A 20,688-nucleotide genomic window follows, 5' to 3' on the forward strand; every position below is an offset into this window, starting at 1 on the left:
AAAAACTATTGAGTACCCTTGTCTATAAGCATTTCCGACAATGCCGATACAACGCCATTCATCAGATTTTAAAAAAGTTTGAATAAAAGGAATTTTGTATGAAGTTGAGGGTGCGTTCTTTGTTGCTTACAAATAGTAAACATTCTGCCATAGGGAGGGTGTTATTTAATTATCTAAATCCCCCAGTTCCCCATATCCTCTTTAGCCGTCTTCTTATTGTGATGCTCTGCTGTCATCGCTTGCCAGTTTGATTCGTCCCAAAAAAGTTCCATATTGCCTTTGTGCGGCGTTTTGTGGTCCACCACTGTTGCAATAAGCTTCTCACCTGTTCGCTGACAGTCTTTACACTCGCACAATGGATGACGAATAAGAAATGCTTCTCTCCGCTTCCGCCACTTCCATCCGTACAAACTTGCTTTCTTTTCTGGTCGATGGTTCTCATGAACATCACAGTATAACTTGTTAGTTAGCTTGCCACACAGTGGGAAAGCACAAGGCTTCATTGGTTGCTTAACCATTATTACCACCACCTAGCGAGCTGTGAGTCACTACTGCTTGGATGTAAGCTTGCTTAGTATAAGGCCCATACTCCATCGCTAGGGTATCGAACTCACATGCCAACTGGGTCATAGCATCTATAGTTGGTGTAAGGTTGCCCGTTTTGTTTATCTTGACTAACAACTCAATTACTTCCTGATTAAAGATACGCATTGCGATGCCTTTCTTAATACACTCCGACTGCATGTTGATAACATCACCCGAAGCTGTGAGTACATCACGATACTCATTAATTACTTCCGTTGGATTATTATCTATATGCTTTTTTAATAACTTTCTCTTTTGCTTATCATTCATGGTTAATGACCCCTTCACTATATAGGTGGCGCTTGTCAGACACCCCTCGTTTTTTTAGGTATTGTTGTATCTTTTTATCTGCTCTCTCAATATAAGTAGACACTGTTCCTTTGCTAATTTGTAAGTACTTAGCAGTCTGATCAAAGGTATTCCCTTTAAGATAGACCGACTCATAACATTCCCGTTGACGATCTGATAATTGAGACATCACTTCATCAATAAATAGTTTGACTGGCCCCGATACACCATGACTGGAAAGTATTCGATGATTCTTTTCCACATCTTCAATCCGTTCTCGTAGTGTTGTCCGTTGGTCGTACGAATCTCTTGTCTCTCTTCTTTCTCCCGCTCGCTTCTCTTTACCTGTCTCAAGCCAAAACAAGGAGTACTCGGTGCTGGAGATTATGCTATTAATTTTTGAGACATCTGAAAGATTGGTTGTATTACGCTTCAAGTTCCTTGCCAATCGCAAGTCATTTCGATATTCCTTGATAATAGTTTGACTACTCTGCACGTGTCTTTCCTCCTTGAAATAAAAAAAGAAGACACAAACTATTAGCTGCTTTAAGCTAATAGTTCGCATCCTCTGGTTCTTCCTAGTAAGATACTTTTATTTTAATTTCCAACCCGTATGATCCTCACCCTTAACTACTTTACCGTCACGGGTTTGGATTTCAACTATTCCAAATTGGGGTAATTTCTTTATGTAAGCTTTCCCCTCACTTACGATAATAATAGAGCCACTACACTGTGCTGTCTCTAAGTTCTTTAAATCTACCGGTTCCAATTCATTCCCCATTAGTCCGTTTATCCTCCTTCTTATTCCATGCTACAATAGCAAGTTCGCTCTTATTTCTTCTAAGTTCCAATCATCCATTAAGCTGTTTTTGGAACTACTTAGTTTGACATGCCCAATTTCATACCAACCTTCGTCATGGTCATGACCAGCCGGCACCCATGCCAAAATCATGATTCTTTTCTTGTTGGGTGCAATTTGATATCTTACATTTTTATCCATGATTGACCTACCTCCTCGACTGTTCCACCTATGATACCTGCAGTCATTTCAGCTTCTTGCAAGTCAACTGCCGTAATTCCAGTAACTCCCCCTGGAACATCATCAATTTCAAATACCGGACAAGTTCCATCCTCTCCCCAATTCTTAAAGTAAAGCTTGTCACCAACCTTAATGTAATACTTTGGCTCTTCTTCGACTTCGTAGCCTATTTTTAATGCTAACAAGGTTTCGAATGACTGCCCTCGTAGCCATTCTTTAAGATCGCCATTTTCCATTGTATTCATTACGCCTAAAAACTTTTGGTAGATTAAGGCTGCAATTTGCTCGTCTTCATTCCCTTTTTTTAAATATTCTGCAACAAACTGTGGTACTTTAATAACCTTGCGATTATACTCGACATTAGCAAGCTGTTTTATTAAGCTATCGTTTAAAACAACTTGTTTTTCTAATATTTCTACTACACTTGGACTCATTGGCGCCTGATTAGGGCAATACTTCTTCGAAAGCTTGTATCTGATAGCTTTATTTAATTCTTTTATTCCTTTGATCAATTCATTCATGTTTAGCTCTCCTGTGCTTTTTATTTGATTTTTCATGAAAACGTATTATAATTTTAGGTGTAAGCCACTACTGTCCATTGTGGCTCACAAACCCTGCCCTTGCTGACCACTGTTTGCAAGGGCTCTTCTTATTACCCGAGAGATTAATCAACGTGCACAGTGACAGACACAGCTATAACTTTTTCCCAGTTAAGCTCCGATACCGTTTTATCTGCCATTTTAGATACTATTTGATCATTAATGTTAGCTTTACCTAATTCCTTTTCTACACTGTCATATATTTCTTCAAATGCTCGTTCTACTAAATCATCTTTCTCATCCTCAAACCAAACTCACTCATCATCAATATACATACTTGTTATTTCAGCATTACCCACCGCACCTAGCCACCAAGAATGGCCATCGTCTGCAACAATCTCTTCATCAACTTTTGCGACTACTTTTAATTCAGGATTATCACTCATTAATTGTGCTAGTACTTTAGCATTTTTATTATTAACCATTGCATTTCACTCCTTTTCATTATCGTAAAGATTAATAACTTAGAACAAACTTTCTTGCATAACGCCACTATCATAATTGCCGCTAAACAATAGCTTGAACAATGATTCTAATACCTGTACAACTATCGAATTACCAGCTTGATGATATAAAGTGCCGTTCAACTTTCCTTTAATTCCTGGGTGCTCTTTCAGTGCCAAATCAAAATCATCATCAGCAAACCCCATCAATCGCCAACACTCGCGTTCTGTCAAGATTCGATAAGTATCATCTGACACTTTTATGACTCCTGAGTTTGGACACCTTAACTGTTTTGTAGTTATTGTTAAAGCATGTGTTGTGATTTCTTCCAACATCCCGTTAAAAGTTGGATGCTTTTTACTACCTGGTAACTTAGCTATCATGCTTGGCTGCGTTAATACATACTTATCATCGAATGAGCTTTCTAAGTAGTTAGATAAATGGAGCGGCTCAGTCGTTTCTAGTTTCGAAAAATCAAATACCGAACCATCTAAGCAACTGACGGCAAATAATCTACGCCTATTTTGAGGTATACCAAAGTCTAAAGCGTTCAATATCTCGTAGCTAGTTGTATAACCTAGGTCCTTTAAATCACTTATATAACGATTGAACGCTGATATATGCCGCTTGCTCAATACGTTTGGAACATTTTCCCAGATTACAACTTGAGGTTGCCACACACCTAAATTTTTTATTATTTGAATGGTTTCAAACATTAGGCTACTCCGTGTACCATCTTCAACATTTCCGCCGTACTGCTTCCCTCCAATTGAATAATCTTGACAAGGTGATCCATGAACCAAGATATCAGGTTTTAAATCATAGCCCCTCACATCTTGCGGTGCGTAACGATTATCAAACATAGCATTGTAACTGCGTACTGCTTTTTCGTTAAATTCAACGTAATCAATACTTTTGTGTTCAACTCCAAGATTAATCAAAGCTTTTCTAGGTGCTCCTACCCCTCCAAATAACTCAAGCATCTTAATCAACTTTTCACCTCACCTTCTTAATCTTCTAGGTATTAGAAACGTCTAATCCATTACATACCTAGTCTTGATTATCTCAATTGATAAAATTACGTAGCCTTCTTTAACATAATCTTTCTCATGATCTGCACGTCCAAATATACCCACTACACTTGCGAAGACTGTTGACCCTGTATATTCCTGATTCTTTACATCAAAGCTCTGTAAAAGCAACATATCATTGATTCGGAAAGGTCTATCGTCTTTTCTAACTTCAAACGTCTTGCTACCAAGCTCCAAATCTCTAAAATATCGAGGATCAATTTTTAAATCATGAACAATTCTCTGATTTTTATATCGAATATCTTTCATCAAAAGACCTCCTTCTTAATCTTTCTGGAAATCACACCTTTTTTCTACTTATGGCTTGAGTTATCTTTCTACTAATAGAACCATTCATTTTATTGCTTGGTCCAAGAAAAGAAGATAATTCAGGTCTTTTTCTAATAGCCGTCTGTGCTTTTAAAGTCTCATTTTGTAATAATGACTTCAAATAACTAGCTTCGTCTTCATTTAGTTTAATTTCAATCATCGAGTCCACCTTTCTAATCTTTTAAGAAATACCAAGATTGCCTTTTCTCAGTTCCTCACCAAAATCTATACCAATGCTACAAGGCTTTTCTTCAATCGCTTTGACAAAGATATAAACACCTTCTAATTTCATTTGATACATGCTTATGCTGCTGTCTTGGATATAGAAACCGCGGTTTAAATGTTCTTGGATCATTGCTTCTAATTCCTTACCGCTTATTTGAAAAAATGTTTTGACTGACACTTCGTTCATTCCGCCACCTCTTCAATGATTTCATACTCATCATCAGAAAGACCATCAGATACACCCTCGTAAAATTGACTTTCAGCTGACACGCCAATCGATTCACCATCAAGAAAAGTTTCCCTTGCTTTGCAAATATGGCCTTTTTTAAATACTTTTCTCAAAGTTCCCCAATCTTCCCAAAACACATCTTTTAAAATACGAATTTTCACTATTTTCTCACTACGATAAATTGAATCATTCATGTATTTACCTCCTTAGGTTGTTAAAACAATAGCTATTAGCAAGCTGTTTATAAGCCATCTTTAATCCGGTTAAAACGCCCAAGACTCTTATCGGGTAAACTTCACCATAATCACTAAATGTTTCATAATCGACAAACTCACTATATTCAGTGTTTTCAATCCACATAGCTAAGTAATGGTGATAAGCTTCAATTCCGCCAGATTCTTCAATAACAGCTTTTAATTCTTTGAAAATCTCACGCTTAATTACTCCTTTTAGCTCACTTTCTTTATACCAAGATAAAAGTTCTTCTTTTGCTTGAGCCTCGTCAAAACTATATTTACCGCCTTCTCTGGCAGTTAGTTTGTCGCTAAAATATCCAACGTCTAGATCACTCATGAAAAGCAAATCCGCTTTGTCATAAACTTTAAAGATAAAATCACCAATATCACCAGTAATGTACACTTTGTTGTAATCAAAGACGTAACGGACATAGTAACTTAACGTTCCTGGCTTGCTCCAAGTCAAAACTTGCACGTCGCCACAATCCACCATCGTTGCTATATGGTCTTTAAACCACTGGCTTTTAATCATGTCTAAATCTTCTTGCCTTATCATGCTATGCCTCCTTCTTATTCTTAAACCTAATAATCACTTTCCCGTAAATTACTTCTCCTTTTAACTAGTACCACTTACATTCATTTGGTATGATAGTAAGAAAAGGAGGTTTTTTTATGTCTAAAAGGTTTCTATGTCCATTTTGCAATTCTTATTTTCCATTAATCGGTGATACCTATAAAAAAGTTACTGTCGCATCAGGTATATTCAAAGAAAAAAATATCAATCCTTACAGGGATACCTACACATATCATGACGAGTGCATCATAGAGTTTTTTTGTTGCCCTAATTGCGAAGAATCAACCATAAAGCTTGAAGGTAGCGGAAAACAGGTAGTTGGAACTAAAATTAATGTCAATCCAGATAGTCTCGCACAATCTTTCCCGGAATATATCCCTAAATCAATCAGACAGGACTATGAAGAGGCATGTAAAATTGTTCGTCTCAGTCCCAAAGCTTCTGCAACTCTATCTAGAAGATGCCTCCAAGGAATGATAAGAGATTATTGGGAAATCTCTGGTAAAAATAATTTATTTGAAGAAATTGATGCCATTAAAGACAAGGTAACACCACAGGTAAAGGAAGTTCTCGATAGTGTTCGACAAATCGGTAATATTGGCGCACATATGGAAAAAGATATAAACCTAATTGTCGATATTGAACCTGATGAGGCTCAGCAACTAATAAACCTGATAGAGTATTTAATGAATCAATGGTATATACAACGTCACGAGTCTGAATTAATGTTAACTTCAATAATCGACATCAACAAAACTAAACAAGAAGATAGAAAAAGTTAGTAGTCATCATTTTCAGCTAATAACTTGCCATTTTTATTCCAGTACTGGTGAACAATCCGTACTGGGTTTTCATTTGTTCCTTTTCCACGTGTTGACTCTGTATGGATTACTTCAATTATTTCTACTTTCTGCGGTGTTTTCATTTCAATATCGGTTTTCAAAATTAACCCCTCCTAATTTTGGTTGGTATTACTAAATCGATTAATCACTTAATGATTTCTACATGTACAGTCAGGACAACAACACCTCTGTTCTGACCATAACTTAATACAATCTGCCATGCGGTACCCACAATCTTTGCACGTTCTTTCATCCACAATGATGCTCCAACCACACTTACAAGTTCTTTTAAAAACATCATCTTCAACGATTAAACTTCCTTCGCCATTGCCAACCCTATTATTTCCACATGCAGGACAATCGTTATATTTTCGCATTATTTGAATTAGTTTATTAGCTTCCAATCTTCTCACCTCTCTATGATACTATTACACTTATTCATTTCCACTCAAAGGCCCATTTAAGAAATTGCCACACTTCTCTTATCCATCTCTTCATCTCTGGTCCCCCTGGTTTTCATCACATTCACAATTTCAGATGGGTTGTATTGGAGATATCCCATCGTGGTTTTTAAATCACTATGTCCTAATATGTCCTTCAACATACTAAGCGCTCTCTGGTCTTGGGTAGTTCTTAAGAATTCTTTAGCAAAATAATGCCTAAAGGCGTGAGGATAAACCTTCTTTTCCTTAACTCCACATATTCGTGCCGCCTGCTTCATACGATTCCTATATGTAGTTTGAGAAAAGCTAAACATCGGCTTATCAGCATCTCTACCCTTGAAAAACTCTCTCAGCTCATCTTTTAACCAATCCGGCGCCCCAATTATCCTCGTTTTTCCCTTGTTGGTTATTTCAATTTCTTCTGGTTCAATCTCGGCAAGCGTGAGATTGGTAGCTTCTGATATCCGAAGACCAGTGAAAGCGGTGAATTTCATTAGCATTCTTGTCTCTGGATGAGGACAAACCATGACTAAGGCCTCATATTCATCTGGCACCAAGAATTCTCTTGAACGTTTGTTCTGACGCTTAATCTTCTTTATTTTGTAATCACTAGCTTTAAAGTTCATATCTATCGTTTCAATAAAATTGAAGTAGGTACTAAAAACAGTTATTTTTTGATTAGTAGTACTATCCAGATATCTCATCTCTTCCATCATGTATCGCTTGTAATCGACCATTAGATCAAAACTGAGTTCCTGGTAACCATTTGAAATTGCAAAGTTTTCTAATTGCCTTAAATTTGTCATATAACCCCTTGCGGTTCCTTTTGCTGACTCATTTCTCTTCAAATGCTGACTGTACTTATCATATTCAATAATCATTTTTCCCAACTCCTTAAAGTTTTGATAGTAGATCATTAATACTTAAGTGATATTCAATTTTCTTGTTGATAATAATTAGATTAATTGCCCTGTTTCTTTTTCTAAAGTGCACCACTCCCTTTTAATTGAAATCATCTGACAATCAACTCCTGCAAAACGATAATTCTCAATACTTCCCTCTTCATTTCCATCTGAAAAGACAACGGCCATGCCTTCCATCACATTCACATGCTTCTTAAACATCTCCAATTCTCGTTTATCAGCTGTTTCTAAAAAGTAATCCCGATTAAAGAACAGGACAGTTTCATTAATTCTTGTCATATCTGAATACGGTACAATTGTTCTTCCGTCTGCTATCAACACTTCCTTGTCATCATCTGGATGATTAATAGCAATAATCACTAAAGCTGACTTTTCATACTTTTTTTCCACTAAACCAATATACTCATGCTTAAACCTCTTATCTTCATCTCTTGGTCTTTTACACCTTAATTTGTCTAATACATTAACTGATTTTTCACTAACCATTTTCACCATCTCCATTCTCATAATCTAGAAATCTTATCATTCCAGGGGTAAGTACTTTAAAAGGGCCCAAATCTTTCTCAGTCATATACTTTCTCCCATAACGAGACTTCATCTCTTCCCAAATGTTCCACTGAATAAAAGCATAGGTATTATGGACTCCTACACAAACGCCTGTCAAAGCTCCTTTTTCATAGTGCGATCTTAAATAAGATTCCTGCGCTGCTGATAACACGCTCTTATTAATTCTTCTTTCTTTAGATAGTGAGTATTTTGCCTCAAATACTATCGCTTGACCTCCAAGTAGTGTCCCTTGAAAATCTGGTTGGGCTTTTCCGGCAGACCTTACCTTGAACTCACCATCTCCCAATTTTTGAATCACTCTGAATGGCTCCGGTGTTTTGCTGATCTCAGCTAATCCCTTTCGACGATAATACTCGCATCCCTGCAGTATCATCTCTTCAAACGAGTGTCCTCTTGCATTATTCACTCTACTTCTAAAACTATGATTATAACGAGTAGCCATTTTTATCCCTCATCTTTCATTGCTATTCTTGTTGCTTAATTAACACCAATCCGTCACCCTTCATTTTTCTTCTATAAGAAGGCATTCCATAATGAGCTACTGTGGATTTTTTTACGCCTCTCTGAATAGCTATCTCCTCAATGGAACCACTAGCCAATATCTCTCCTCCTTTACATAAAAAATAGTGAGCGTTATTCCGTTGCTCCTCTATCCATTGCTTTTTGGTCATCTCTACGATACTTGTTTTAGTCATATGGTATGGAACTACGCCATCTTTTGGCTTTTTCCACATTTTTAGATAGAAGTAATAGCCCGTCATCTCGTTTTCGTAAAACTTTATCTCACTTATTAAATGATTTGGGTACTTTTTCTTGAACATCTCTTCTCCACAATCATTGCTTAAGGCATATTTTTCTAATTGACGCCTTGTATATTTTTTATCGTTTAGTTTTGGTGGCTTTGGCTTTTCTAAGTTTCGACTGCTTGACCATCGCTTCTTCCCCTCTGGCTTTTTCAACATGTATTGAGTTAGCCCTTCTACACCGTTACCATCAAATTGAAGACGTCTGGCATTACATCGCCCTATAGGTTTCTGGTTCTTTCCACGCCCCTTGACCCACAGTCCCTCCAATGCCTCTCTTCCAAGGTCACCTGAGATAATTAGATGATGATGGATATTAATTTTCTTTTTGCCATCTGAGTGTTCTGTCACAACCATCCATTTCAATTCTGGAAGACCTAACTTTTTGATCTTGCGCTTTGCTCTGTCTAAGTAATTCCTTATCTCTGTCTGAGCATCCTCTACCGTTTTTGGTCTAAATTCATTATTGTAATCTAGTCCTAATACTAACGACGTCTCATCAAAATTCGCCATAACAGTTTGGTGAAATTTCCTCTTACTATTTCGATCGTTTAAATTCACTTGAGTATCACTAGAAGGAGCTCCTTTTTTCCTTACCCCCTCCTTAGCGTATTTCTCTTGATCAATCGACCTAGGAAAGATATCCACCTCTACATAACTCTTCCCACAATTGATTCTCTTCTCCCGTATAAACATATTCAATCTCCTATATCATTTCTTTGCTCATAACGTTAATACCCTATACAAGACCGTTAAAGGCTATTGATAAAGCCTTTAAAATCAACGATTCAAATTGTATATTTTCTCGAAAAATGATATAATTGATTTAGTTGAATCGATATTTTTTCGAGATATGTCGTCGAGTTCTAGTAAAACTCAACGACTATTTTTTTGCGTGCTCATTTAATATTTTGTATCCTTCTGATACGTAATCTTTTTTAGGTTTCCTATAAGGGAGCCTCACTACTGGGTCCCAACAAAAATGTCCGTTTTTACATAAAAACTTATAAAGGCTCCCATCTTTCGGTTTAAAGCATTCATTCTTCCCATTTGCAATGCAATGTGTTTCGATGTGATAGCCTCGTTCTTCATAATCATTTTGACTGGTAATTTGATAGCCTCGCTCTTCCAATAATTCAATGGACGCTGCCACTTGTTCTTGAGTCGTTTCATTAAACATGTTCAATCACCTCTTACTAGCTGATGATCAACTTCTCTGACTTTGCCTCGCTTACATTCACTTCTTTTGCATTTCTTTCAAAATAGATTGAACTTTTTCCGGTTCTTAACCACGTATGCTCCGAATCCTCACTTGATGAGAGCATAATCCCTTCCGGAATCACTTTTTTGACAAAATAATAACTGCCATCTAATAGATACCAGCAATTATCTTTTATTTCTTGGTATGTCACGAAAACGCCCCTCTCCATACATTTTTAATCCCGCATCATCTACAATTCCTTTGCACATATTAAACGTATAAATATCCTCTGGTGTTGATGAACGGTAACCTTTCCTTTCAGCTCCTGCCAAAAGCAAGGCGTTTACTTTAACATTCTGCTCATGCATGACCGTCTTAGATTGGAGCCGTTCGCCAGTTAATATGTTGTTATCCACAGTTTCCACATGGTAAATTGTAAAATGTTTAATACCATCTTCAATAAAATTACGCGTAATATAAGTGTCTACCATGTCATCAAATCGATTAGTCGATATTTTGAGGATATTCATTTTCATTCTGCTCTAACTCTTTTTCTAACCTTCTGATATATCGCCATCTCTTCATTGCAAATTTGTCTTGTTTATCGATTTCAGCTATAGCCATAAACAATGTTAAGAGACAAGCCGCAATGATACATATGACGAGTATTGGCATCCATCTCTGAGGGCCATCAAAATAATGATAGACCTTAGCTAAACTAACAAAAATGCCTAGCACAAAACAGAACGAAAACATCAACATGTGCATCGCTACATAAACCACTTTTCTAGTGTTAACTGACAATCTCTTTCGCTCCTTTCTTACATTCCATACATTAATACTTCAACCCATCCTGATATCGAGGTAGTTCTTCATCAAGCATTCTTAGTTGCTTTATTTCAACCCCATTGTCAGATTGGCTTACAATTGTACACGTGTCTGTTCCAGCAACTACTGTAATAAACTCAGAGTCTGAAGAATGATAAAACTTTCGAATTTCTTTGGTTTCATTTATTTCCTCAACTGAAATAGTACCAGCGCATATTGTTCCAGCTGATATCTTATCCGTCGCTTCTGGCTTGCCAGAGGTATACCAGCTTCTCTCTAGATAGGTTGTTTCTGCTGACTTTAATATTTCTTGAACTTCTAATGCACTCATTCCATATTTGATCAACATTCCTACTATTCGAGAAACCACACTTACTTTTTTCCTATCATTCATGTCGTTACTCCTTCTTAGTTAAAATTTTTTGACAATATGATGCTTGCTAATTTTTCCATTTGTTCTGAAATGTGAATAATTTCATAATTATCTGGTGTTTCTTGTGCTTTTTCTTTAAGCAACTCCAATTGCCCAAAGATGATGTCGCGAGTCTTTTTTTGTATTTCGTTAATATCTTTCATCTCTTTCACTTCCTTTCAAATAAAGGCTCGATTGTGTACAAAGTTAAATAGTTACTTCATCATTTTTCTCATTAATTTTTATTTCTCTCCATGCATCTCTAATTTCTGGATAAAGCCATAACCTTTTTTTCCCCTCATTGACTTGAAGCTTATAAAATTCTGGTTGACTAACATACTTCGTTTCTAAAGTAGAGCGACTAACACCTGTAATTTCAATTAGTCCCTCCATAGGAATAGTCGCTTTGACTAGCTCAGATGGGAAACTTGCATCTACCTTTTCTTTAATACACTGTTTCGCATATTCAACTGGATTAAATGATTCTCCCATCTCTTTTAGCTCCTCTCTTATATTTCGAGATAATGATAGCGCTATATTAAACCTACAATATTTTTGATATACTTGATTCATCAGCAAGTGGTCTGTTGAAATACTGATAAGGAGGTGAATACATTGTTACCTTCAATAAATAAAGAGCTATTTGCTGAATTATGTGTCAAAACCTTGGAACCACATAACGGCTCAGATGAAGCCCTTTAACTCGCTCTGACCACTTATATTAACGCCTGTAAAATTGCACAACGTCATCAAAATGAATTGCTTAAAGCAATAAGCGAAAACGAACCTGATCCAAACAGCTTGCAGTTATAAAAATCACTTTGTGTACAACGACTGAAGAATTTGAGAAACCCCACTTCTTTGTTCTTCGGTCATTTTCAATCTATCCATCTCAAACACCAATACTTGTGATAATGCTAAAATTTTCATTCCTGGATGATCGTAATCATTCACTACGTTCTCAAATTTACCTTTAAGCGTTTCTAAACGATGATTTGGCTCTTCTTTCCCCATCTCTTTCACCTCCTTTCAAATTCTTTTCCCCATTTTCAATTAAATTAGAGCTTTCTTCACATTCATACGTTATACTAACTCCTTAAGTTCAGTTTTCTGAACTGAAACTTTAAAAAAATATAATGATATATCATCATCACATATTCCCAAAATACTAGATAAAGCCAATATTTCAATCGAATCAAATCTTGCCTTATTATTTAATTTATTACTTAAAGAAGTTTTTGACATTTTTAATGATTTAGCTAATTCTTCTTGGGTAAAACCTCTGCTTCTAAACCTTCCCCTCAATTCAGAGTAATCAAAGTATACAATTTCTTCCATCATTACCACCTCTTCCCAGTTTAGTTATCTGAACTTACGGCTAGTATACCCCCAAAGTTTTTCCTTGTCAACAGTATAATTCAGTTTTCTAAACTTTTTTTCAAAAATAATTGATTTTAACTGAACTTAGCTATATACTTAATATGATTTCGGAGGTGATGTCACATAGAAAATTTTGCATCTCGTTTAAAAAAAGCTATGGATATAAGAAATATTAAAGCGATCGACCTTTCATATAAGACAGGTATTGGGAAATCTTCAATCAGTCAATGGTTATCAGGAAAATACGAAGCTAAGCAGGATAAAATTTATATATTGGCGAAAGTATTGAATGTTGATGAAGCATGGCTCATGGGATTAGACGTTCCAATGGAAAAGAAACTATCTTTTTCGCACATGTATGAGCAACTACCAAAAAATCGAAAAAAACAAGTCATAGCGTACACGAAGCAACAGTATACCGATTTTCTTAAATCAAATGAAGATATAATAGAGAATGAGGAAATATCAACCTATACTTCTCTGTTTAACTCGCTTGATGACGATGGAAAAGAACTTGCAATAGACAATTTAAAGGCACTACAAAAGAAATTTTCAAAGAAACATCCAAACAACAACCAAGATGTAAGCTAATGCCAGATTACTTGAAATTAGTGATTGATAATACTAAAAATAGATAAAGACAACTTAATGCTACAAATAGAAACTCACCTTTTCATCTGAGCGGATGATGGGAAGTTTCATGCAGAATACTGAATTGGACATTCACTTTAGCATAAGCTGAACAAAACTATTCAATTTCTAGGAGGTATTAAAATGAGTATTAATTTTGTTGCAATTGATTTTGAAACTGCCAACGCGTTCAGAGCTTCAGCCTGTTCTGTTGGCATGGTGAAAGTAATTAACGGGGAAGTAGTTGATACTTTCTACTCCCTAATCAATCCAGAAGATGACTTCGATTCTTTTAATTCACACATACATGGTATCACTGAAGATATGGTCACTACCTCGCCACCCTATGATTTAGTAATTAAAGAGATTGAAGCTTTTTTGGAAAACCTTCCATTGGTTGCTCATTACGCTCCTTTTGATATGGGAGTTATTCGAGATTCCAATGACAGATATAATATTTTCGATTTTGAAGCTAATTATTTTGATAGTTATTATTTATCAAGAAAATATTTAAATTTATTAAGTTACAAACTCGTTGATTTAGCTAATTTAATAAATTTTGATTTTGAACATCATAATGCCCTGGAGGACGCTAAAGCATGTGCTGCTCTTATATTATACTTATGTCAAAACAATTCTTTCGATAATGTAGCTGATTTGCTTAACCATGTTAACTATACTAAAATGGGGGAAATTTCCGGTTCAAAAGGCTCGGGGTTTCGAATTAGAAAAATTAAAAAGACTGGCAACAAATCTCTAGTTTTCAAGGAAATAATTGAATCAGTTAGTAAAAATGATATTGATGAGTCGCATTTTTTTTATAATAAGCATGTTTGTTTCACTGGAAAATTAGAAAGTTTCTCCAGAAACGAGGCTGCTTTAATGTTGGCCGAAGTAGGTGGAATACCTGAAATCGGAGTTACTAAAAAAGTTAACTTTTTAGTTATGGGGGAACAAGACATCAGAGTAGTTGGGGATAGTTTAAAATCTTCAAAGATACTCAAAGCTGAAAAACTGTTAGCATCGGGACAAGATATCCAATTATTAGGAGAAAGTGATTTTTTAAAAATGATTTGGTAGGAGTGGAAAAATATGGAAAAAATAACCTCAAATTCAGGTAAAATTTTTATAGTTTCAAAAGTCGCTAGCGATCTCTCAAATGATGATTGCATCTATGGCAACTCTCTTCATATGACAACTAAGAATAGTTTTCTAATAACAGATGCCATACGAATTATACTAATAAAAGATATTAAATCAATTGTTAAACCAAGTATTGAAGAATTATCTTTTTTCAACTTTATCAATGCGCAACCAAACAAAGAAATTCCAAAGACTAAAAAAATACTTGAAGAGTTCAATCTTCTAGCTTACTTTTGATAAGTCGCTTGCCCCTCTTACCAATCAAATAAATAGACGTCAAAAGATCTAATGACTCTTATATAGAATGAGGTACAAATAGAATTGAACGCGGGGCCATACATTCGTGTCAGCACTTTAGAACAAGCTAACAAAGCTAATTACTCTAACGCAATATGGAATGATTTACTTAACAAATTAAGCGGTGCTCAAAAGATGATAAATGTATTTCATTAAGTAATACAAGTGCTTGCCATCACAAAGATCCATGTTGTATGATAACTTGAACTAGGTGTCTATAAATTACAAATTTCAGTGAAGATATCCTGTAACCTTTATTACACTTTATTCTATTATTGAAAGGATGAAAAAAATATGGCGACTTTTCGTAAACGAGGAAAAAACTGGGAGTATCGTATCAGATACGTCGATCAGATGACAGGTAAAACAAAAGAGAAAAGTAAAGGAGGTTTTAAAACCAAAGAATTGGCTCGATATGAGGCTTCTCAGGTTACTATTGATTTGAAGGATGGCTTTATTGAGAGGAATGAAAATATTACTATTAGTAATTATTTAGATGTATGGTTCGAATCATATAAACCAACTGTTAAGGAGACCTCTTGGCGAAATAGAGAGAATAACACCAATATCTTAAAAGCGAAATTTGGTGAAACTAAGCTGAAAAAATTGAATCACAACTTTTATCAAAAAGCGATAAACGAATTATCAAAAAATTATGCCTATAATACGTTAATTTCCATTAATCAAGTGGCACAAATGATGGCAAAACACGCAGTTAGAGACTCTTACTTCAAATTTAATCCTATTGCTGATATTAAAATCCCTCATTACGACAATGAAGACGAGCAAATTCTCTTTTTAGAAACGCAAGAGATAACTATCTTTAAGAACTACTGTATTGAGGATATTAACAAAAAAAGAAAACTGGACTTTATCCATGTTAAACTTGAAAAAGAAAGAGAACTCGCTATTTATTACTTAATGCTTTACGGTGGTTTAAGAGTCGGTGAAGCTTGCGCACTGCAACTATCTGATTATTACCCAATCACAAAAGAAATAAACATCTCAAAAACTCTTGCATCAAAGGCTACCAGCCAGACTAACGATACTTATACAGTCTATCCACCAAAAACAAAAAACGCTTATAGAACAATCCCTTTACCAGAAATAGCCTATAAGCAATTAGAAAAATGGTTGCGTTTAAGAAAAGAATACAAACTAAAGTTTTCAGCTCAATTTGAAGAGCAATGCTACATCTTTCCCAAAAAGAATGGCTCTCCATTTACGCCAAGAGATATCCGAACAAAGTTAGACGTCATTATGTCCAGACTTGACGGTGAAATCACCAGAATCACCCCTCATGGACTAAGACACACATATACTGCACTACTTATTCAAGCTGACACTAATGTGAAGCATATCCAGGCACTTCTTGGTCATGCATCAATAAAAACAACTTTAGATATCTACGCCCATATTACAGGTGATAAAAAACAAGAATCTATAGCAAACTTCGACAAAATGCTTAAAAATTTAGGATAATGGGGCAAAAGTGGGGCAAGCTCGTTTTCCACTCATTTTCAAACCACTTAAACCCCAACACTATCAATGCAAATCCAAGATACTGGCAATTTTAGTGGTCATCAAATCGATCGCTACTTGGTTTTCGCCACCTTCTGGAATAATGATGTCGGCATACTTTTTAGTTGGCTCAATAAATTGATGGAACATCGGCTTAACAACTGTCAGATACTGTTCAATAACTGAATCAAGTGTCCGTCCTCGTTCTTCCATGTCTCGTTTAATACGGCGAATAATGCGAATGTCATCTTCTGTATCCACGTAAAGCTTAATATCCATTAAGTCCCGCAAACGTTCGTCTTCTAAAATAAGAATCCCTTCGATTATGATCACTTCTTTAGGTTCCTGATGAACGACCTGTTGACTTCGAGTGTGAGCCTCGTAATCGTAAACGGGTTTATCTATCGCTTTAAAGTTAATAAGGTCGGTTAGTTGTTGAATTAATAAATCTGTATCAAAAGCAAATGGATGATCGTAATTTGTGTTTAAGCGTTCTTCAAAACTTAACTCATCTTGATTTTTGTAGTAAGAGTCTTGCTCAAATAATAAAATTGAGTGGTCTTTAAACTCGTTTAAAATGGCTTTACTAACACTTGTTTTGCCGCTCCCAGACCCACCAGTTACGCCAATCACTATTGGCTTACGCACGATTTCCATTTTGCTTATTACCTCTTTCGTCATATGATTTCCTCTACCTATACTAATCTATATTCGATTAGGATTCAATCTTTTCTTACTAAATAATCAATTATTTTGATCTCGTTCGTAACGCGTTAAGCGTTCTGCCAAAGTCCCTGTATGGAGCTCAAAGAGATGGTGATCAAAATCATAAAAATAAAGGGACTCTCCTTCTTCTTTGACGCGGCTCCGTTGCTCTTTGATCGTTAATCCCAAGCTGTTAATTTTCTCTAAATAGAGAGGTAATGTCTCCTTTGGTATTTTAAAAGCAATGTGATTGTAAGTCGTTTCTGTTAAGGATTCTCCCTCCATAATAGCAATCCAAAGATCGCCGATCAAAAAGAAACGTTCCTTGGATAGGGAATAAGTCTGATTTCCACTATCATACACCTGCTTAGCATTAAAAATTTCTTCAAAAAACAAACTGGCCTTGTCTAGATCCGCCACAATAAATGTCATATGGCTAATCCCTTCAATCATCTGACGCACTCCTTTCATTAAAATACCTTTGTAACAACCGCAACTCTTCTGAGGTTAGAGGCCGATAGTCGCCTGGTTTTAGCCCCTCGTCCAAACACAAACTTCCCATGGTCACTCGTTTTAAATAAATGACTTTTTTCCCCACAGACAGAAACATTTTTTTAACTTGATGAAATTTCCCTTCCGTAATACTCACTAGCACTCGACTTTCACTTTCCGTCGCTGTTACTATCTGTAAATCTGCTGGTTGGCAAGTCACACCGCCATGAAAGGTAATCCCAGCCTGAAAGGCCTTGATATCTGACGTGGTTACTCGCTCATTGACTACTGCTTCATACTGTTTGACAACTCCTTTTAACGGAACCAACAATTGATGAGCCAGTTTACCATTATCTGTCAGCAACAATAATCCTTCGGTATCACGATCCAAACGTCCAACTGGAAACAAACCTGGCCGTCGATCCGAAGCGGCTATCAAATCCACCACGGTCTGATGTTGCTTATCACGTACGGCACTGACCGCTCCTTGGGGCTTATTTAACATATAATAGACATGGGCCGGACCTTGGACAACCTGTTCTTTTAGTGTGACACGCTGTAAAACAGGGTCCACATTATACGCCCCACTTTGCACGACTCCCCCATCAACTTTGACGTGACGACTGACAAGAAGACGTTTAACCTCTTTGCGAGATCCGACTTTCGCTGCTTCTAATAATTTATCAAGACGCATGATTTAACTCCTGTCTCAAAACTTCTCGTTATAGTGTACCTTAATTTTGTCATAGAAGCTAGCCTGTTCTAAACAAGAGCTGTTCCGATACTGATTCAAAAAAATTCTCCCCACCACCATTTTCTGTGGAAAATGATCGTGAGGAGAAAGGGTTAATAATCAATTATTTCTTTTGGTTGTTGCAGGAACCAATTTCCGTTCGTATTTTTTATAGAGCAGAAAAGCCTTTGTCACTAAAATAATTTTGTCTTACTTCGTCCTTCAAAGCGTAGTGGTTGCCTCGTGAAGCTGGATCCAAACTACGATATAGAGAAAGTTTTATACTTTCCTCTATAGAGTAAAAAAGCCTATCTGTTAGATAGACAAAAAATGCAGCTTAAGGTTCTTCTCTTTTCCCCTCTCAAGAGGTAGTTCTTCTCCATGTTAACTCAAAAAAACCGCCCATCTACTTGATAGGCGGAAAAAAGGAGTTATTTTACTCTGGAGGAGTAAAATGAAAAATAAAAAGGTTGTTGTTGGTTATATGTTCATTTTACTATGGTTTATCTTAAAAGTCCAGTTTAAATAATGATTCCTTAAAAAATAGTCAAAATGACGTTTGTCACGCCCATAGCAGCTAAGCTTCTTTAGTGATAATTACTGGAGCTATTAAGTTGCTCACCCAATCAACACCAAATTGTTGCCCATAATCCTAAGTGCCCCCTCTACGTCAACTACACGATATCCTTCCAAGCTGGGGCATTTGTCCTAGCTTGGACTTCAACTTCCTCCTTCTCAATTATCCAGTGGATTTATAGACCAGACACTTGCAATTTCAATGACATCTTCTTCTGTCGGCATGGTGTAATCATCGACTTCCTCAGCTATTTGCTGGTTAAGACGCTCAAAATCAATAGCTAGTCCCCGTTCTTCATCGCTTAATTCACCTTGATTTAACACAACACCATAATCGCCGATGAATTCAAAACAGCGGATAACTTTTCCATTACGGGCTTTCACCCAACCATAACAATCGCTAATCCGATTACTTGAAAAGTAGTAGGCAGTTTGGTACCGTCGGCTTAATTCCTCCAACAATTCCTTTAATGGTTGATCCATTAACCCTTGTTTTTCTATTTCCACTAAAAAATCACGGGACATTTCCGAATTCTTCGATAACTTTTTTAGCTGTATACATCATGTTAAGTAATCAAACAGATAGTTCCATTGGATAATCCGCATAATCATCCGCCAAGAGTGGTACTTTCTGCTTTTTTTCTGGCTGAAAGTTTAACGGTAAAGGATGATTATTTAATGGGAACTATATGGTTATAGTCAACCATATTTTCTGAATTCGTTTGAAGCAACAACCAATCATTCTTTACCATCGCTATTGTGCTCAAATCGGCAGCTTTAAGCGTTGCCGCAACGCCTTCAATATCATTGGTATACAGGGCAAACCAAGTTGTCTTATAACCAAATGGCGAAAACTCTTTTAAATGAAATGTTTCTGGAACACTTGTTGTCTTTACCTGTTCTTCTTTAAATGACTCAACCAACCAATCTGAGTCGTTTTTTTTAAATCCTTTTAGCCATTTTTTAAGTCCCATCTTTACCACCTTTCTTAATTAATCACGACTATAATTGGATAACGTAGTACTTTTTCTCATCATCATAAACATAGTTGTTCCATTCCAACACCTTATTGGAAGCCGTATTTTCTTTTTCTGGCTGCACAACAATTCTCTGACCTTTTTCTTGATTGGCTATTCGTTCTGTTAAAAGGCGGACAATTTCTTTCCCATATCCTTTTCCTATATCCCATTCATTGCCGATCAAATAATCAATGCTAAATGTCTCACCAGGCTCATGCACCGTGTACCAAGTTTCAAGTTCTCTTGCATCATAACAATCATAATATTGACAAAAACCTATCGCAATCGCTTCATTCATGACAATAAAATGATGAAGCCAAGCATACGTATTATTTCGTTCAGTCACTTCCAATAACCAATCTTCCGGATTCTGATACCATTTTCGAATATGCTGTTTTTCTAACCAAATAGCCAACATTGGCATGTCTTCATCCTTAAATGGCCGTAGCGTGATTTCATTCATCTCATCCACTCCTATTTTATTACATACACCGATACTTCATAGATGTCCCCTAAGTTCGGCTTGATTGATATCTTCTTATTTAATTATAACA

39 protein-coding genes and 1 pseudogene are annotated in these 20,688 nt (G+C 36.2%); 5 read left to right on the forward strand and 35 right to left on the reverse strand.

Features of this window, described 5'->3' with window-relative positions; all coding sequences use genetic code 11:
• Nucleotides 1-173: 173 nt before the first annotated feature.
• From I6N95_RS05055 to I6N95_RS05115, 13 genes are all read right to left on the reverse strand, one after another.
• Complete coding sequence (locus tag I6N95_RS05055) at nucleotides 174-518, reverse strand: HNH endonuclease signature motif containing protein (RefSeq protein WP_209525269.1); 345 nt, start codon at nucleotides 516-518, stop codon at nucleotides 174-176.
• Nucleotides 511-855 (reverse strand): hypothetical protein, encoded by a 345-nt coding sequence (locus tag I6N95_RS05060; RefSeq protein WP_209525270.1) that lies wholly within the window; start codon nucleotides 853-855, stop codon nucleotides 511-513. Before I6N95_RS05060 ends, I6N95_RS05055 begins: the two co-directional genes overlap by 8 nt.
• A complete protein-coding gene (locus tag I6N95_RS27645) occupies nucleotides 848-1,369 on the reverse strand; it encodes a sigma factor-like helix-turn-helix DNA-binding protein (RefSeq protein ID WP_209525271.1) in 522 nt (173 codons plus the stop codon). The genes I6N95_RS05060 and I6N95_RS27645 overlap by 8 nt, the downstream gene beginning before the upstream one ends.
• Before the next feature lie 96 nt (nucleotides 1,370-1,465).
• Nucleotides 1,466-1,654 carry an XtrA/YqaO family protein gene (locus tag I6N95_RS05070; RefSeq protein ID WP_209525273.1) on the reverse strand — a complete coding sequence of 63 codons (189 nt, stop codon included), beginning with the start codon at nucleotides 1,652-1,654 and terminating at the stop codon, nucleotides 1,466-1,468.
• A gap of 30 nt (nucleotides 1,655-1,684) precedes the next feature.
• Complete coding sequence (locus I6N95_RS05075; RefSeq protein ID WP_209525275.1) at nucleotides 1,685-1,873, reverse strand: hypothetical protein; 189 nt, start codon at nucleotides 1,871-1,873, stop codon at nucleotides 1,685-1,687.
• A complete protein-coding gene (locus tag I6N95_RS05080; protein WP_209525277.1) occupies nucleotides 1,858-2,433 on the reverse strand; it encodes a DUF1642 domain-containing protein in 576 nt (191 codons plus the stop codon). Before I6N95_RS05080 ends, I6N95_RS05075 begins: the two co-directional genes overlap by 16 nt.
• 332 nt (nucleotides 2,434-2,765) lie before the next feature.
• Nucleotides 2,766-2,936, reverse strand: coding sequence for a hypothetical protein (locus I6N95_RS05085; RefSeq protein ID WP_209525279.1), 171 nt, complete (start codon nucleotides 2,934-2,936; stop codon nucleotides 2,766-2,768).
• A 39-nt stretch (nucleotides 2,937-2,975) separates the two neighbouring features.
• Nucleotides 2,976-3,938, reverse strand: coding sequence for a DNA cytosine methyltransferase (locus tag I6N95_RS05090; RefSeq protein WP_209525430.1), 963 nt, complete (start codon nucleotides 3,936-3,938; stop codon nucleotides 2,976-2,978).
• A gap of 51 nt (nucleotides 3,939-3,989) precedes the next feature.
• Nucleotides 3,990-4,295, reverse strand: a complete 306-nt coding sequence (locus I6N95_RS05095) for a DUF3850 domain-containing protein (RefSeq protein ID WP_209525281.1) — start codon at nucleotides 4,293-4,295, stop codon at nucleotides 3,990-3,992.
• Nucleotides 4,296-4,326: 31 nt separating this feature from the next.
• Nucleotides 4,327-4,515, reverse strand: coding sequence for a hypothetical protein (locus I6N95_RS05100; protein WP_209525283.1), 189 nt, complete (start codon nucleotides 4,513-4,515; stop codon nucleotides 4,327-4,329).
• 21 nt (nucleotides 4,516-4,536) lie between these two features.
• On the reverse strand, nucleotides 4,537-4,767 hold the full coding sequence (locus I6N95_RS05105) for a hypothetical protein (protein WP_209525285.1): 231 nt from the start codon (nucleotides 4,765-4,767) through the stop codon (nucleotides 4,537-4,539).
• On the reverse strand, nucleotides 4,764-5,003 hold the full coding sequence (locus tag I6N95_RS05110; protein WP_209525287.1) for a hypothetical protein: 240 nt from the start codon (nucleotides 5,001-5,003) through the stop codon (nucleotides 4,764-4,766). The genes I6N95_RS05105 and I6N95_RS05110 overlap by 4 nt, the downstream gene beginning before the upstream one ends.
• A 4-nt stretch (nucleotides 5,004-5,007) precedes the next feature.
• Nucleotides 5,008-5,601 carry a hypothetical protein gene (locus tag I6N95_RS05115; protein ID WP_209525289.1) on the reverse strand — a complete coding sequence of 198 codons (594 nt, stop codon included), beginning with the start codon at nucleotides 5,599-5,601 and terminating at the stop codon, nucleotides 5,008-5,010.
• A gap of 116 nt (nucleotides 5,602-5,717) precedes the next feature.
• Here I6N95_RS05115 and I6N95_RS05120 point away from each other — a divergent pair, with 116 nt between their 5' ends.
• Complete coding sequence (locus I6N95_RS05120; RefSeq protein ID WP_209525291.1) at nucleotides 5,718-6,401, forward strand: DUF4145 domain-containing protein; 684 nt, start codon at nucleotides 5,718-5,720, stop codon at nucleotides 6,399-6,401.
• Here I6N95_RS05120 and I6N95_RS05125 read toward each other — a convergent pair.
• The 16 genes and pseudogenes from I6N95_RS05125 to I6N95_RS05195 form a co-directional block, all read right to left on the reverse strand.
• Complete coding sequence (locus I6N95_RS05125) at nucleotides 6,398-6,562, reverse strand: hypothetical protein (protein ID WP_209525293.1); 165 nt, start codon at nucleotides 6,560-6,562, stop codon at nucleotides 6,398-6,400. The two genes, I6N95_RS05120 and I6N95_RS05125, sit on opposite strands and share 4 nt — an antisense overlap.
• Nucleotides 6,563-6,606: 44 nt before the next feature.
• Nucleotides 6,607-6,768, reverse strand: coding sequence for a hypothetical protein (locus I6N95_RS05130; protein ID WP_245249270.1), 162 nt, complete (start codon nucleotides 6,766-6,768; stop codon nucleotides 6,607-6,609).
• A gap of 13 nt (nucleotides 6,769-6,781) precedes the next feature.
• A pseudogene (locus I6N95_RS27810) lies at nucleotides 6,782-6,838 on the reverse strand (DUF3797 domain-containing protein); the annotation flags it as partial.
• Nucleotides 6,839-6,921: 83 nt separating this feature from the next.
• The gene (locus tag I6N95_RS05135; protein ID WP_209525295.1) at nucleotides 6,922-7,785 is read right to left on the reverse strand and encodes a tyrosine-type recombinase/integrase; all 864 of its coding nucleotides are present in this window, start codon (nucleotides 7,783-7,785) and stop codon (nucleotides 6,922-6,924) included.
• 75 nt (nucleotides 7,786-7,860) lie between these two features.
• A complete protein-coding gene (locus I6N95_RS05140) occupies nucleotides 7,861-8,313 on the reverse strand; it encodes a hypothetical protein (RefSeq protein WP_209525297.1) in 453 nt (150 codons plus the stop codon).
• On the reverse strand, nucleotides 8,306-8,836 hold the full coding sequence (locus I6N95_RS05145; protein ID WP_209525299.1) for a Holliday junction resolvase RecU: 531 nt from the start codon (nucleotides 8,834-8,836) through the stop codon (nucleotides 8,306-8,308). The genes I6N95_RS05140 and I6N95_RS05145 overlap by 8 nt, the downstream gene beginning before the upstream one ends.
• 22 nt (nucleotides 8,837-8,858) lie before the next feature.
• Entirely contained in the window at nucleotides 8,859-9,893 is a 1,035-nt protein-coding gene (locus tag I6N95_RS05150) for a hypothetical protein (protein WP_209525301.1), read from the reverse strand.
• Nucleotides 9,894-10,080: 187 nt separating this feature from the next.
• Nucleotides 10,081-10,377 carry a hypothetical protein gene (locus tag I6N95_RS05155; protein WP_209525303.1) on the reverse strand — a complete coding sequence of 99 codons (297 nt, stop codon included), beginning with the start codon at nucleotides 10,375-10,377 and terminating at the stop codon, nucleotides 10,081-10,083.
• Between the two features lie 16 nt (nucleotides 10,378-10,393).
• Nucleotides 10,394-10,609 (reverse strand): hypothetical protein, encoded by a 216-nt coding sequence (locus I6N95_RS05160; protein WP_209525305.1) that lies wholly within the window; start codon nucleotides 10,607-10,609, stop codon nucleotides 10,394-10,396.
• Complete coding sequence (locus tag I6N95_RS05165; protein ID WP_209525307.1) at nucleotides 10,584-10,934, reverse strand: hypothetical protein; 351 nt, start codon at nucleotides 10,932-10,934, stop codon at nucleotides 10,584-10,586. Before I6N95_RS05165 ends, I6N95_RS05160 begins: the two co-directional genes overlap by 26 nt.
• Nucleotides 10,903-11,202, reverse strand: coding sequence for a hypothetical protein (locus I6N95_RS05170; RefSeq protein WP_209525309.1), 300 nt, complete (start codon nucleotides 11,200-11,202; stop codon nucleotides 10,903-10,905). Before I6N95_RS05170 ends, I6N95_RS05165 begins: the two co-directional genes overlap by 32 nt.
• 31 nt (nucleotides 11,203-11,233) lie before the next feature.
• Entirely contained in the window at nucleotides 11,234-11,620 is a 387-nt protein-coding gene (locus I6N95_RS05175) for a hypothetical protein (protein WP_209525311.1), read from the reverse strand.
• A gap of 14 nt (nucleotides 11,621-11,634) precedes the next feature.
• Nucleotides 11,635-11,802 carry a hypothetical protein gene (locus tag I6N95_RS05180; RefSeq protein ID WP_209525313.1) on the reverse strand — a complete coding sequence of 56 codons (168 nt, stop codon included), beginning with the start codon at nucleotides 11,800-11,802 and terminating at the stop codon, nucleotides 11,635-11,637.
• A gap of 43 nt (nucleotides 11,803-11,845) precedes the next feature.
• Nucleotides 11,846-12,130 carry a hypothetical protein gene (locus I6N95_RS05185; protein WP_209525315.1) on the reverse strand — a complete coding sequence of 95 codons (285 nt, stop codon included), beginning with the start codon at nucleotides 12,128-12,130 and terminating at the stop codon, nucleotides 11,846-11,848.
• A 324-nt stretch (nucleotides 12,131-12,454) separates the two neighbouring features.
• Nucleotides 12,455-12,652: a hypothetical protein gene (locus tag I6N95_RS05190; RefSeq protein WP_209525317.1), complete on the reverse strand. Its 198-nt coding sequence runs from the start codon at nucleotides 12,650-12,652 to the stop codon at nucleotides 12,455-12,457.
• A gap of 69 nt (nucleotides 12,653-12,721) precedes the next feature.
• On the reverse strand, nucleotides 12,722-12,976 hold the full coding sequence (locus I6N95_RS05195; protein ID WP_209525319.1) for a DUF739 family protein: 255 nt from the start codon (nucleotides 12,974-12,976) through the stop codon (nucleotides 12,722-12,724).
• Nucleotides 12,977-13,141: 165 nt separating this feature from the next.
• Here I6N95_RS05195 and I6N95_RS05200 point away from each other — a divergent pair, with 165 nt between their 5' ends.
• From I6N95_RS05200 to I6N95_RS05215, 4 genes are all read left to right on the forward strand, one after another.
• A complete protein-coding gene (locus tag I6N95_RS05200) occupies nucleotides 13,142-13,609 on the forward strand; it encodes a helix-turn-helix domain-containing protein (protein WP_347340531.1) in 468 nt (155 codons plus the stop codon).
• Nucleotides 13,610-13,792: 183 nt separating this feature from the next.
• A complete protein-coding gene (locus tag I6N95_RS05205; protein WP_209525323.1) occupies nucleotides 13,793-14,728 on the forward strand; it encodes an exonuclease domain-containing protein in 936 nt (311 codons plus the stop codon).
• A gap of 12 nt (nucleotides 14,729-14,740) precedes the next feature.
• A complete protein-coding gene (locus I6N95_RS05210; protein WP_209525326.1) occupies nucleotides 14,741-15,028 on the forward strand; it encodes a hypothetical protein in 288 nt (95 codons plus the stop codon).
• A 354-nt stretch (nucleotides 15,029-15,382) separates the two neighbouring features.
• Entirely contained in the window at nucleotides 15,383-16,570 is a 1,188-nt protein-coding gene (locus I6N95_RS05215; RefSeq protein ID WP_209525328.1) for a site-specific integrase, read from the forward strand.
• A gap of 63 nt (nucleotides 16,571-16,633) precedes the next feature.
• Here the strand turns inward: I6N95_RS05215 and udk are convergent, their stop codons facing one another.
• The 6 genes from udk to I6N95_RS05245 all read right to left on the reverse strand — a co-directional run bounded on the left by udk (nucleotide 16,634) and on the right by I6N95_RS05245 (nucleotide 20,597).
• Nucleotides 16,634-17,290 (reverse strand): uridine kinase, encoded by a 657-nt coding sequence (gene udk, locus I6N95_RS05220; RefSeq protein ID WP_488225870.1) that lies wholly within the window; start codon nucleotides 17,288-17,290, stop codon nucleotides 16,634-16,636.
• Nucleotides 17,291-17,353: 63 nt separating this feature from the next.
• Entirely contained in the window at nucleotides 17,354-17,767 is a 414-nt protein-coding gene (fosX, locus tag I6N95_RS05225; RefSeq protein WP_209525330.1) for a FosX/FosE/FosI family fosfomycin resistance hydrolase, read from the reverse strand.
• A complete protein-coding gene (locus I6N95_RS05230) occupies nucleotides 17,760-18,500 on the reverse strand; it encodes a 16S rRNA pseudouridine(516) synthase (protein WP_209525332.1) in 741 nt (246 codons plus the stop codon). The genes fosX and I6N95_RS05230 overlap by 8 nt, the downstream gene beginning before the upstream one ends.
• A gap of 774 nt (nucleotides 18,501-19,274) precedes the next feature.
• Complete coding sequence (locus I6N95_RS05235; RefSeq protein WP_209525334.1) at nucleotides 19,275-19,640, reverse strand: hypothetical protein; 366 nt, start codon at nucleotides 19,638-19,640, stop codon at nucleotides 19,275-19,277.
• Nucleotides 19,641-19,786: 146 nt separating this feature from the next.
• Nucleotides 19,787-20,089, reverse strand: coding sequence for a hypothetical protein (locus tag I6N95_RS05240; RefSeq protein ID WP_209525336.1), 303 nt, complete (start codon nucleotides 20,087-20,089; stop codon nucleotides 19,787-19,789).
• Between the two features lie 28 nt (nucleotides 20,090-20,117).
• On the reverse strand, nucleotides 20,118-20,597 hold the full coding sequence (locus I6N95_RS05245; RefSeq protein ID WP_209525338.1) for a GNAT family N-acetyltransferase: 480 nt from the start codon (nucleotides 20,595-20,597) through the stop codon (nucleotides 20,118-20,120).
• Between the last annotated feature and the right edge of the window lie 91 nt (nucleotides 20,598-20,688).

It is taken from the genome of Vagococcus allomyrinae, assembly GCF_017829975.1.
GTDB classification, from domain to species: Bacteria; Bacillota; Bacilli; order Lactobacillales; family Vagococcaceae; genus Vagococcus_D; species Vagococcus_D allomyrinae.